The sequence below is a fragment of the Xanthobacter flavus genome (assembly GCF_017875275.1).
GTDB lineage: Bacteria > Pseudomonadota > Alphaproteobacteria > Rhizobiales > Xanthobacteraceae > Xanthobacter > Xanthobacter flavus_A.
On record NZ_JAGGML010000001.1, the window covers coordinates 4,735,041 to 4,747,020 of the forward strand.

At 69.1% G+C, this 11,980-nt stretch carries 8 protein-coding genes; 3 read left to right on the top strand and 5 right to left on the bottom strand.

Annotated features, from left to right (window positions below):
* Window positions 1–43: 43 nt before the first annotated feature.
* Window positions 44–1,093 carry a polysaccharide biosynthesis/export family protein gene (locus J2126_RS22240; protein ID WP_245327515.1) on the bottom strand — a complete coding sequence of 350 codons (1,050 nt, stop codon included), beginning with the start codon at window positions 1,091–1,093 and terminating at the stop codon, window positions 44–46.
* Window positions 1,094–1,429: 336 nt separating this feature from the next.
* On the opposite strand from J2126_RS22240, the gene J2126_RS22245 reads away from it, so the two are divergent.
* Window positions 1,430–2,257, top strand: a complete 828-nt coding sequence (locus J2126_RS22245; RefSeq protein WP_209488972.1) for an SDR family NAD(P)-dependent oxidoreductase — start codon at window positions 1,430–1,432, stop codon at window positions 2,255–2,257.
* Window positions 2,258–2,260: 3 nt separating this feature from the next.
* Here the strand turns inward: J2126_RS22245 and J2126_RS22250 are convergent, their stop codons facing one another.
* Complete coding sequence (locus J2126_RS22250) at window positions 2,261–4,351, bottom strand: tetratricopeptide repeat-containing sulfotransferase family protein (protein WP_209488973.1); 2,091 nt, start codon at window positions 4,349–4,351, stop codon at window positions 2,261–2,263.
* 11 nt (window positions 4,352–4,362) lie between these two features.
* Entirely contained in the window at window positions 4,363–9,468 is a 5,106-nt protein-coding gene (locus J2126_RS22255) for an autotransporter outer membrane beta-barrel domain-containing protein (RefSeq protein WP_209488974.1), read from the bottom strand.
* Between the two features lie 374 nt (window positions 9,469–9,842).
* On the opposite strand from J2126_RS22255, the gene J2126_RS22260 reads away from it, so the two are divergent.
* Both J2126_RS22260 and J2126_RS22265 read left to right on the top strand, forming a co-directional pair.
* Complete coding sequence (locus tag J2126_RS22260) at window positions 9,843–10,514, top strand: VIT1/CCC1 transporter family protein (RefSeq protein WP_209488975.1); 672 nt, start codon at window positions 9,843–9,845, stop codon at window positions 10,512–10,514.
* Window positions 10,515–10,620: 106 nt separating this feature from the next.
* Window positions 10,621–10,947, top strand: coding sequence for a hypothetical protein (locus J2126_RS22265; RefSeq protein ID WP_209488976.1), 327 nt, complete (start codon window positions 10,621–10,623; stop codon window positions 10,945–10,947).
* Window positions 10,948–10,981: 34 nt separating this feature from the next.
* Here the strand turns inward: J2126_RS22265 and J2126_RS22270 are convergent, their stop codons facing one another.
* Window positions 10,982–11,515 carry an arsenate reductase ArsC gene (locus J2126_RS22270; RefSeq protein WP_209488977.1) on the bottom strand — a complete coding sequence of 178 codons (534 nt, stop codon included), beginning with the start codon at window positions 11,513–11,515 and terminating at the stop codon, window positions 10,982–10,984.
* Entirely contained in the window at window positions 11,508–11,885 is a 378-nt protein-coding gene (locus J2126_RS22275; RefSeq protein ID WP_209488978.1) for an ArsR/SmtB family transcription factor, read from the bottom strand. The genes J2126_RS22270 and J2126_RS22275 overlap by 8 nt, the downstream gene beginning before the upstream one ends.
* Window positions 11,886–11,980: the final 95 nt, after the last annotated feature.

The window sequence follows — 11,980 nt, forward strand, 5'->3', positions numbered from 1 at the left end:
TCCGTTGTCCCGGGTCGCCTGCGCCGGGGCGGTCATGCCGGCCCTATTGCGCGACCGCGGCCGTGCTGACCACGGGCTGCGCGACGGAGTTGAACAGCGAGGTGACCTTCTGCAGGTCGGCCAGCGGCGCATTGGCCACGTAGATCGCGTCCTTGTTGCGGATATTGAAGCCGCGGGCGAGGAAGACGAAATTCGGGTCGCGCATGTTCCAGCGGTAGATCACGCGCACGTAGCCGTTGCTCTCCAGCGGCTGGGCGTCCGGCCGCAGGCGGTTGGCGAAGCGCACGGGCTCGATGCGCATGAGATAGACGCCGGAGGGATCGGCGCGGGAATCGATGAGGCCGCCGACGCGCGCGACCCCTTCTTCCAGCGTGATGCCGACCGCGTCGAACGGCACGATGGTCGGGTTCCCGGCGGCGCCGAACACCGTGTAGGTCTGCGGGTCGCGGATCAGCACGATCTTGTCCAGCGGGCGGACGTAGACGTCCTCCTTGGGATCGTTGAGCAGGGTCTGCATGGGCACGGTCACGGTGGTGCCGCTGCGGCTGAGGCGCACGAACACCTCATGGGCGGCAATCTTGATGCCGCCGGCTGCCGCAATCACGTCCAGCACGCGGTCGCCGCGCGGGGAGAGCGGGACGATCGCGCCGGAGGTCGCCTCGCCGAGCACGGTGGCGGCATTGCTGACGCTGCGCGTCACCACCACCACCACCTGCGGCTCGATGGCCTTGCCGCTCAGCTTCTCGACCACGGCCGACTCGATCTGCGCGGTGGTGCGCCCGGCCACCTGGATGCGCCCGGCATAGGGAACGGTGATGGAGCCGTCCTGCGACACCTGCTGCTCGGGGATGGCGGCGCTGCGCGAGCCGGTGCCCAGCCGGTCGATGACCGGACCGGAGAACAGGCCGCCGGCCGCCGCCTCCCAGATGGTGACGGAGATGACGTCGCCCACGCCCACCACGTAGCGGGTGGGGGGGCGGTAGTCGCCGAAGCGGCCGCCAAAGGAGGCGGGGCGCTCCTGCGCCAGAAGGGAGAGGGTGCGATCGTCCACGTCGACCAGCAGGTAGCGCTGGTCGTCCGTGGGCTGCGTCATCTCGATCTCGACCCGCGACGGGCCAGAAGACGGAAGCGCCGTGCACCCGCTGGTTGCGGCTGCGAGCAGCAGGGACACGAGGATCTTCTTTGCAGACAACATTGACGCGCTACGGTCCCGCCGCTGGAGGAGCAGGGCTGTTATACATCCTGGCACCGTTCACAGCGACCTAGCCACACAACGTTTAAGGGAGCGTTGCCGTGTTGCAACACGTCAGCGTTGTCCGCCAAAATACCGCAGTCGTCGCGCGCCTTTACGTGGTATCGCCGGCTCGATCATACCATCCGCGGAACGTGGGGACGGTATTTTAATAATCTCGAAAGGCAGGAGGAGGGGTTGAAACACGGTGTCGCAGCATCGATCGATCGCCCCGGCGCCCCCCTCGCCATCATCAGCGGCGGATCGAGCGGCATCGGTTTGTGCGCTGCAAGAATTCTCGGCGCAAAGGGATACCGCATTGCCCTCCTTGCCCGCGATCAGCAGCGCCTCGCGCAAGCCCGGGCGGCGCTGGAGGCTGACGGTATCGAAGTCGTCACCTGCATCCTCGACGTGCGTGACGCGGAGGCATGCCGGGCCGTCGTCGAAACGCTGACTTTCAGGCATGGCCCGCCTCTCTGGGTTGTGGCGAGCGCCGGCATCGTGGAGCCCGGATTCTTCCTGGAGCAGGGCGAAACCGCCACCCGCGACCAGATGGAGACCAACTTCCTCGGCACGGCGAATCTCGTGCGCGCCGCCGTGCCGTCCATGCTGGCGGCGGGGCGGGGGCATGTGGCGATGGTCGCTTCGGCCGCCGGCCTCTTCGGGGTGGCGGGCTACGCGGGCTATTGCGCGTCGAAGTTCGCGGTTCGGGGATTCGCCGAGGCGCTCCGCATCGAGCTTTCCGCCTCGGGTGTAAGCGTGACGGTGGCGGTGCCGCCGGATACAGACACGCCGCAGCTCGCCTATGAGCGCCCGCTGCGCCCGGCGGCCATCGCGCCTTTCGCCGGTTCCGGCCGGCCGCTGCCGCCCGAGGTGGTCGCCGCCCATCTCATCCGCACCGCCGAGCGCGGCGGGTTCCTGTCCGCGCCGACGGCGCAGCTCGCAGCCATCGCGCGGCTGCAGGGGGTCGCCTCCGGCCTCCTCGCGCGGATGCAGATGCGCCTGCTCAGCCGGCACAAAAGGTGAGCATCAGCGCCCCAGCGCCTCCAGCAGCGGCTGGATGGCGGGGCCGTAGCGGCGCCAGCGTCCGACCGAGGAGGCATAGAGCGGCTCGCGCACCTGGGTGATGCTGGCGGTGCGCACCGGCCGCTCGGTCTCGTGAAACTTCAGGCAGGCCGGGTCCCAGTCTTCCCCGCACGCGGAGATGAGACTGCGGGCGGCGGCCTCGATGTCGGCCACCACCGCCTCGTAGTCCATGGGAAGGATCGTGCCTTCCGGCAGCACCGCGCCCCAGTGTGCCATCAGGCCGGCATAGGCGTGATGGTGACGGGCAAGCTCGGCGAAATCGTAGCTGTACGGCAGGTCGTCGCGGAACAGCTTGGAGAAGCAGGAGATGGCGGTGTCCACCGGATCGCGCCGGCAATGGATGATGACCGCACGCGGAAACAGGATGTGGATGAGGCCGAGATAGAAGTAGTTGTTGAGCATCTTGTCCGCCACCAGCCGCTTGCCGGGGGCGCGGGCGGGCAAGGCATCGAGATAGGCGGAGGAGATCTCCCCCATCTCCGGCCGCTCCATGAGGTGCATCAGCTCGGGATAGTGGACCATGCCGCCGAAGGCCTGGTCGATGCGATTCACAGCGCGGTGGAACAGGTCCATCTCGCCGCCGCCCTGGATGGCGGGATGGCTGGCGAGAATCTGCTCCACCAGCGTGCTGCCCGAGCGCGGCATGCCGACGATGAAGATGGGCCGGGCCTCGGCAGTCCCCATCCCCGCCCGCTCGGCGATGAAGGAACGGGTGAAGATGGCGCGGATGCGCTCGAAGGTGGCGAGCGCGGCGGGCTCGTCATAGGTCACCTGCGCGCGCTTGAGCTTCGCGCCGGCGATGAACTGGTCCATGGCCTCGGCGTGGCGGCCGAGGTCGTCATAGGCCTTGCCGAGCGCGTAGTGGAGCGGGATGCGCTCCACTACGCCGGTCTCGCGCGACAGCGCCGTCTCCAGCGCCGCCACCATGTCTTCCTCCGGCCGCACCTTGCGCGCGGCGACGAGGTTCACGCGGCTGTTGAGGGAGGCGGGATCCTTCGCCAGCGCCCGCTCGAACAGGGCGCAGGCGCCGCGCAGGTCGCCGGTCTCCATCAGCAGCAGGCCGAGCACGTTCAGGGCGTCGAGATCGTCCGGGGCAAGCGCAAGCGCGCGGCGGGCGGCGTCCATGGCCTCCGGCCCGCGTTCCAGATCGCGCAGGATGCGGGCGAGGAGGACGAGGGTCGGCACATGGTGCGGATTGGCCCGGAGCGCACGCTGGCACGCCGAGCGCGCGCCTTCCGCCTTGCGCTCGTTCAGCAGGCCCTGAGCCAGATAGAAGGCCGGTTCCGGCCGCTCCGGCGCCGCGGAAATGGCGAGGGCCAGCACCGCGAAGGCCTCCTCGCTCCGCTCCTGCGCGAACAGGGAGAGGGCGAGCGAATTGTAGGGCTCCACATAGTCCCGCCGCTGGGCGATGGCCGTATGGAGGGCTGCGTCGGCCTCGCGGAAGTCGCCCTGCTCGCGCAGCACGTTGCCGATGTTGTTCCAGGCCTCCGGATAATGCCCGCGGTGGGCGAGGGCGGCGCGGAAGGCGGCGATGGCCTCGCCCGGACGGCTTTGGGCGCGCAGGGCATTGCCGAGATTGTTGTGGGCCTCGGCAAAGGCGGGGCGCAGCGCGATGGCCCGCTCATAGCAGGCGATGGACTCCTCCAGCGCGCCGGTCTCGAACAGGGCGATGCCCAGGTTATTGTGACCGGCGGCATAGGCCGCATCCGCCGCCACCGCGGCGCGCCCGGCGGCAATGGCGCCCGCCCGGTCGCCGGTCTGGCGGCGCATCTCGCACAGATTGCTGTGGTAGGAGGCGCGTCCGGGATCGGTCTCGGCCGCAAGCGCCATGAAGCTCACGGCGTCTTGCGTGCGGCCTGTCTGCGCGAGGATGACCCCGACGAGGTGCGCCGCCTCGGCGGTCGCCGCCTGCTGGCCGAGCACCGCGCGCCGGACGATGGCCCGCGCCACCGCTTCGGCACCCGCCCTGTCGCCAGCGTGGTAGAGTTCCCAGGCCCGCTCCAGCGTGGGCGGCCCGCCGCGATCCGCGCCCATCTCTCGCGCCTTCAGAACCGCAGCCTCAGCTGCGCGGAGGCGGTGCTGTTGGAATAACCGTCGCCGAAGCTGCCGCGATACTCGATGTAGCCGTCGAAATTGGCCGAGAAGGCGAAGGAGAGGCCCGCTGCCGCCAGCGCCAGATCGCTCGGTCCGCCGGAGAGGATGTTGAAACCGATGGTGCTGTCGGCGAGGAAGGTGGCGCCGAGGCTCGCGCCGGTGTCGAGATATTCGTGCTGCCAGCCGGCCTCCAGGCGCAGCGTCACCGGCAGGGTGGAGAGAGACAACGGCTGCACGACACGCAGGCCCAGGGTGGATTGCAGCGACTGGGTGGTATCGGCGGCGACGTTCAGGTTGAACACGCCGGCGCCGCGCTCGGCGAAGGTCTCGGTGCCCAGCGCCGCGTAGGCGAGGCGCAGATAGGGCTCCAGCTTCGCGCCGGGGGCGTAGGCATAGTCATAACCCGCCTCGCCCACCACCGCGCCGGCATTGCCCGCATAGGTCGAGCGCGCGGTGAAGAGCGTGCCGCCGAACGCGATGGAACGGCTCATGTCGTAGGTCTGGTAGCCGTAGGTGCCGAACAGGTTGGCGTAGAAGGCACCCCACTGCTTTTCCGCATAGAGCGATGCGGTCCATTGATCCACCGAGCCGGAGGCCGGGCCGGTGAAGCCCAGATCAGCCGTCTGATAGCTGAACACGGCGCCGCCCCGCGCATCCGCGCCGAACGCCCGCTCGATGCCGCCGAGCACGCCGCCGCCGGAGCTGGTGGTGGTGCCGTTGCCGGTGTCCGTGCTGCCCCAATTGCCGAACGGGCGCAGCCACACGCTGTTCTCAGGCGCGGCCGGTGCCGGGGAGAGGACTGCCCACGGGCCGGAGGCGCCGGAGGAGGGGGCCGTCGCGGCATAGGCGTTGGCGGAGGGGCTCACCTCGCCCGCGCCATAGGAGAGAAGCGCGCTGCCGCCGCTGGGCAGGGCGCCCGTGCCGCGCGTGGCGGCGAGCTGCTGGCTGATCTGCCCGTTGATGGTGCCGAAGGTCGCCATGCCGGCCGTCTTTGCATCGGCCAAAGGCGCGCCGGACATCTGGTTGAGGAGGTTCGCCACCTGCCCGTCGGTGCCGACATAAAAGCTGTCCAGCACCGGGCTCAGTGGCGACGACAGGGAGAGCCGCTGGTAATTGAGATCGATGCCCGCCGCGAGCGAACGCCCCGCCAGCGTGAGGCCGGCGAGGGAGGTGGTGGCGTTGCGGGTGAGCACAAGCGTCGCCCCGTCTGCATCATAGGTGACGGCGGCGGACAGCAGGCTGTTGGGCGTGGTCACGTCGGAGAAGGCGCCGGAGATGTCGGAAGAGGACAGGAGATCGTAGCGCGTGGTCTTCGACCGGATGCCGGTGGCGCCCAGCACGGCCACCGTGCCATCGAGATCGGCGCTCGTCGCGACGATGGGCGCGGCGGTCCATTGCGGGGAGAGGTAGAGGCCCAGCGTGCCGCCGGCGGCCTGGGTGTAGGCGTTCGTTTCGATGGCGCTGTCGGCGGTGAGGATCAGCGTGCCCTGATCCTTCACGGCGAAGGTGCCGATGCCCACCGCCGTGCCGGTGAAGGCGAGGCTCACCGGTGTGCCGTCGCCGCCGACGCTGACGTTCGCGAGGCTCTCCAGCGTGCCCGAATAGACAAAGCTCGTGCCCGCCCCGGCCAGAACGGTGAGGCTGCCGAGCCCCCCGCCGAGCACGTCGCCGTTGAGGAGGCCGCCGCTCCAGGTGATGGCGTCGGCATAGGTCGAGGAGAGCGCGAGGTCGCCGAAGACGGTGCCGTCCTCAAGCAGGATGCGGGTGGCCGAACCCTCACCGGTGAGGTCGACGGCGATGCCGGCCCCATCCCCCTCGAAGGCGAAGATGCCGCCGCGATTGGTGAGCGTGCCGATGCTGCTGCCGCCCGCCACCTTGATGGCGGTGGCGCTGCCCGTGGCGCCGGTGGTGGCGGTGATGCCGCCGGTATTCACGAGGCCGCCGCTGATCGTCACCGCCCCGGCGGTCGCGAGCGCCGGGTCCACGCCCAGAGTGTCGAGGGTGGTCAGCTGCGCCGCGCCCAGCGCCTTGCCGTCGATGGGCGCGCCGATGGCGATGCCGATGGCGGTGGCGTCCGTGCCGTTCGCCTGCGCGGCAATGACGCTCGTGTTGGAGAGAGCCCCGCCCACCGAGCCGGAGGCGATCTGCAGGCCAACGGCTTTCGCCTGCGCCGTGCCGCTCGCGCCCGCCACACCCGCCTCGGCGACCGCGATGACGATGCCTGAATTCACGATGCTGCCGCCGACGCCGCCCGTTGCATCAAGCGCGATGCCGTAGGCGAAAGCGGACGCATCCGCCGTGCCGCCGCTGGCGGACGCATTCGCGGTGGCGATGCCGCCGATGGTGCCGGTATTCACGAGATCGCCGCCGATGCCGGCGCCGCCCGCCGTGAGAAGCCCGAAAGCCGACGCGATGGCCTCTGCCTTGGTGGAGACCGTGCCGCCGCTGGCCGATGCGATCACGCTGGCCGATGCGGTCGCGCCGATGGTGGCGGTGTTGGTGAAATTGCCCGCAACTCCCGCCGTGCCGGTCAGCATCACGCCCATGGAGAGCGCCGACCCGAAGCCGGTCGCGGTCGCGGTCCCATTGCCGCTGCCGGTGGCCGAGACAAGCGTGGTGACGGTGGCGCCGGAGAGGATGTCCGCGCTGTTGGCAAAGCCGCCGATGCCGTCGGTGGAGGCGATGAGGCCGCTTGCAAGTGCGAGCCCGGTGGCTTCGGCTTCCGCCGTGCCGCTTCCGCCCGAGGCGTTGGCCGTGGCGTTGAAAAGACCGGAAGCGCGGGTCCAGATGGCGCCGGAATTGACGATGGAGCCCGTCACCTGGCCCGGCAGCGCGAGGACCCCCATGGCCAGCGACAGGCCGTCCGAGACGGTGGTCGCCTGCGCGCTCGTGCCGATGGCGGTGGCCGTTCCCGAAATGGCGAGCGCCTGCTCCACCGCGATGACGCCGGAATTGGTGAAGCTGCCGTCGAGCCCGTTGAGGCTCGCATAGATGCCGTAGCTCGCGGCGATGGCGCCGTCGAGGCCGGGCAGGGTGCTGAGCTGCGTGGACTGGCTGAGCGCCGAGGCCACGGCCGAGCCCGTGGTTGCGTTCGCGGTGGCGCTGTTGGTCAGCGTCACCGTCGAGAACAGATCGATGATGCCGGAATTGGTGATCGCCGTGGTCGGCACCACGCCGCTCGCGGGTGCGGTCGTCACCGCCGTGATGTTGAGGCCGAAGCTGTTGAGGTTCGGCGAGGCGGAACTGGCCGCGGCGCTCGCACTCGTCCCGCCGCTGGCCGTCGCCGTCTGGGTGGAGGCGAAGGACGAGGTGAGGTCGATGATGCCGGAGTTCGTCACCTCGGCGATGTTCGGCGTGTCGACGAGGATGCCGATCGCCTGGTTGGTGGCGTAGAGCAGGCCAGCGACGAGGGCGCTCGATCCCGAGGAGTAGGTGACATCCGCCACCGCCCCGCCGTCCGACAGGGCCGAGCCGGCGAAGGAACCGACCGCGCCGGAAGAGATGAGGATGCGCCCGCTGTTGCGCACGGTGGCGCTGTAGGTGCCGGCCTGGAAGCTGCTGGCCTCCACATCGATGCCGATGAGCCGCGTCTGCAGATATCCTGAGGCATTCGCGGTCGCCTGCTTGGTCGTGGGACCACTCTCGGCGGAGGCGACGAGCGTGCCTTTCGCGGAGGCGGTGGCTGTCAGCGCCACGGTGCCGCTGTTGACGATGGGCCCGGTGAGGTTGTCCACGGACACGTTGATGCCGGTGAGCTGGACGGCGGCGAAGTCCTGCTGCGCCACCAGCGCCTCTTCCCTGGCCATGGCGCTGGCGGTGGCGACCGTCGTCGCGATGCCCGTGACCTCGATGGTCCCGCTATTGGTCAATCCGCCGAGGCTGCCATTGGCGAGATCGACTCCGTAGGCGATCACCGCCGCACCCACCGAGCCCGACTCCAGGGAGGTCGTCGGACCGGCAGGGGAATTGTAGTTCACCAATCGGGCGATCTTGTCCGCCGTCGCCTTGCCGGAGGAGGTCGCCGTCGCCGAGGCGGCGACCGAGATGGTGCCCGTATTCTCAAATTTGCCGATGGTCAGCCCGTTCGACATGACGCCGGACGCCTCGGCATTGGCGGTGGACTGGAGCATCAGCCCGGTCGCCTTCGCAGCGGAGGTCGACACCGAGAACTGGGTGGCGGCGGTGATGGACGCGGCGACATCGATGATGCCGGAATTGGTGAGGGTGCCCGTCGCGCCGGCAGGCGTCGCCAGGCCCGACTGGCTCATCCTCACGCCGATCGCGGTGGCGGTGGCCGAGGCCTGGAGCGTGCCCGTCGAGGTCTGGGCGAAGCTCTCGCTGATGGCTGCGGCCGCGCGCACCTTGATGGTGCCGGCATTGTCGAAGCTGTTCGCGGCGCCTGTGCCATAAGTGGCATAGCCATGGGCGAAGATGCCGGTGACGATGTCGAGCCCGGTGATCTTGTCGGACGCGCTGATGGCGACGTTCGCGGTATTGGCGACGTCGATGACGCCGCTGCTGGCATTGGTGACGCCGCCGGCGAAATAGCTGTCCAGCTGCACGCCATAGGCATATTCGGAGATGCCCACGTTGCCGCTGGTCTTGATGACGGGCTGGTCGGTGACGATGCGGTGAGACAGCACGGTCCCGCTGTTCAGCACGCTCCCGGTGGAGGGGGCGGAGCCATAGAGCACGATGCCCTTGGTGGTGCCGGAGGCACCGACCGCTGTGCCACCGGAATGGATCTTCAGCTTCGTGATGGTTTGGGTGACGCTCACCGTACCGGTGTTCACGATGCCGGCGCCGTCGGTCAAAGCGGACCGGTAGATCTCCAGCGCCGCCGCGCTGTTCTTGGTGGTTTCGGTATAGACGATGCCGCCGAGCACGCTGACCCCGCTGAAGGGTGCCCCCGGCGAGGCGCTATCGAGTGACACCGGCGCCGTGAGCACCGTGCCCGAGGGAACGAGATAATCTCCCGCCCGCGCCACCGGGCCGGCCAGCGCGAGCGCCAGCAGAGAGGTCGAGGCGAGCAGGCTGGTCGCAAGCAGGCGGGACATGCGCACCTCTCCCGGGGGGCGGGACAGCTTTGGATGCAAGGGACGAGTGGGAACCTCTGCGAAGTTACCTCTCGATTCGGCTCGCGCGCAATCCGCCGGGAGCGCATCTCCCGCTTCATTTCCAACGGTTCTCGGGCGTGGTTAAGGCGTTGCACCTCACCGTCGCGGCCGAGCCCCCCCCTTGATCGCCCCCCGCCCTTGACCGCCCCCCGCCGCATGGCGAGACCGGAGCGCCGCCGCCGGGGCGGCCGGCACCCGTTCCATGTCCCCTACCGGTCGAGGACAACCATGGCGCAGGAAATGGAATGCGCTTCCGTCGGTCCGCCGGCCGTGCCATGAGCGGTGGTGTCGGGATCGGGCTGGAGAGCCGTGTCATGTCGCTGCCGTCGCGTGTCGTCGCCTCGCTCAAGGCCTCCATCGGCGATGTGGTGTTCGGCATGGAGGACGGCACCGTCTCCATCTTCGGCCTCGTCTTCGGCGTCGCCATGAGCACCAACGATCCCCGCGCGGTGCTGATCGCCGGCGCCACCGGCGCGGCCGCTGCGGCCGTGTCCATGATGGCGGGCAGCTATCTCGATGCGGAATCCGTTCGCGACGCCCGCCGCGCCCGGCGCAACGGGCCGGTGGATGCGGCGGAAGCCGCGGCGCAGGTCGAGACGGTCGCTGCGGCCCTCACGCGCGGCGGCATGGCGGCGGCGGACGTGACGCAAGTGGCGGAGGCGCTGAAGCGCGCGCCGCGTGCCACCCTCGGCCTGCGCTCCGAGCTGGACGAGGCGGACGACGGCGCCAGCCCCACCTCGCACGCCTTCTGGATGTTCGTCTCGGACCTGTTCGCCGGCTTCACCCCGGTGCTGCCCTTCGCCTTCCTGCCGATGGACGAGGCGCGGATCGTCTCGCTGGTGCTGACGACGGTGCTGCTGGTGGCGCTCGGAATCGGGCGCGGCATCGTGGCGAAACGCTCCATCCTGCGAGCCACGGCGGAAACGCTGGCCATCGCCGCCTCCGCCGCCGCGGCCGGCGTGCTGGTGGGCCGGCTGTTGTCCTGAGGGTCGATCGCGAGGGGCGTTGCGGCCTAATGTCCCTCACGCTGTCGAGGAGTTCTTCTGGCACCGAACTTGTTTCGACCTCGGCAGAGGAACCAGGGACAGGCCCATGCAGCCAAAGCCGGATGCCGACGACTATCTCGCGCTCTTCGGGCGCTACAAGGCGGATTTCGGGGACGTCTACATGGACCCGGAGGACGAGCGCTTCCGCCTGCTGTTCGACCAGATCTGCCGCATGCTGACCCAGCCTACGCCCTTCAATCTGGCCCTGCCGGAGCAGTTCCGCTCCACGGCCTTCCGCTATCTGGAGGGCGATCCCCACACGGTGGCGCACATGACCACCATCGAGAACCGGCACTTCATGCTGAGCGACCTGTTCGACTACGTCCACCTCGTGAACACCATGGGCGGACGCTGGGATCAGCGCGGGCGCTGATCCCACCACAGGCCCGCGGCTTCTGTCGGCCAACTCAGGCGACGTCGGGCCGGCGCGTCGTGGCGCCGTCGATTCGCCCGATCTCCCGCAGCCGGGTGCCGAGGGCGAGCCGGTCCAGCTTGGCAATCGGAAGCGCGGTAAAGGCCGATATGCGGTTCTTGAGATAGCGGAAGGCGGCGCTGAAGGCGGCTTCCTTGGCAATGTCGCTGCCCTCGACAGCGGCGGGATCCTCGATGCCCCAGTGTGCGGTCATGGGTTGGCCGGGCCAGATGGGGCAGGCCTCGCCGGCCGCGTTGTCGCAGACGGTGAAGACGAAATCCATCACTGGCGCGCCGGGCTCGGCAAACTCCAGCCAGCTCTTGGAGCGCAGGCCGTAGGTGGGATAACCGAAAGCGGTCAGGGTCCGGACCGCGAACGGGTTCACCTCTCCCTTGGGCGCGCTTCCAGCGGAGAAGGCGCGGAAGTGACCGCCCCCATCCTTCGCCAGAATGCTCTCTGCGAGAATGGAGCGCGCCGAATTGCCGGTGCACAGGAACAACACGTTGAAGGTGTCTCTTGTCTCAGACATGGCTCTTCTCGCGTCTTTTGGTTTCCGCGTTGGGTGGACAGGTACAGGAAAGAGCAGCCACGGCCGGTGCGCAGACTTCGGGATGGCCGTTGCAGCAGTCCTTCATCAGGAAGGCGATGAGCCCGGACAGGGCGGCATGGACAGGGCTGTAGATGATGGACCTGCCCTCCCGGCGCGAACGGACCAGACCAGCCTGTTCCAGATGGCCGAGGTGGAAGGACATCCGCGAGGACGAGGCGCCGCCCATCGCCTCTCCGATGGCGCCGGCCGCCAGCCCTTCCGGCCCCGCCTGCACCAGAATCCGGACGATGCGCAGCCGCGTCTCCTGCGAGAGGGCGGCGAATGCAGACAGGGCCGAGGCTTCGTTCATACTTCCATATCTCAAGATATGTTGAGATATGAGCGATCCTAATGCTTCCCATGGCAGGGCGCAAGGCTTGAGCGGTGGCGGGCGATGAAAGGTCA

Coding starts and splice junctions, on each gene's coding strand:
- J2126_RS22240 (WP_245327515.1), bottom strand. CDS start 1,093: ATGACGCAGCCCACGGACGACCAGCGCTACCTGCTGGTCGACGTGGAC.
- J2126_RS22250 (WP_209488973.1), bottom strand. CDS start 4,351: ATGGGCGCGGATCGCGGCGGGCCGCCCACGCTGGAGCGGGCCTGGGAA.
- J2126_RS22255 (WP_209488974.1), bottom strand. CDS start 9,468: ATGTCCCGCCTGCTTGCGACCAGCCTGCTCGCCTCGACCTCTCTGCTG.
- J2126_RS22260 (WP_209488975.1), top strand. CDS start 9,843: ATGTCGCTGCCGTCGCGTGTCGTCGCCTCGCTCAAGGCCTCCATCGGC.
- J2126_RS22265 (WP_209488976.1), top strand. CDS start 10,621: ATGCAGCCAAAGCCGGATGCCGACGACTATCTCGCGCTCTTCGGGCGC.
- J2126_RS22270 (WP_209488977.1), bottom strand. CDS start 11,515: ATGTCTGAGACAAGAGACACCTTCAACGTGTTGTTCCTGTGCACCGGC.
- J2126_RS22275 (WP_209488978.1), bottom strand. CDS start 11,885: ATGAACGAAGCCTCGGCCCTGTCTGCATTCGCCGCCCTCTCGCAGGAG.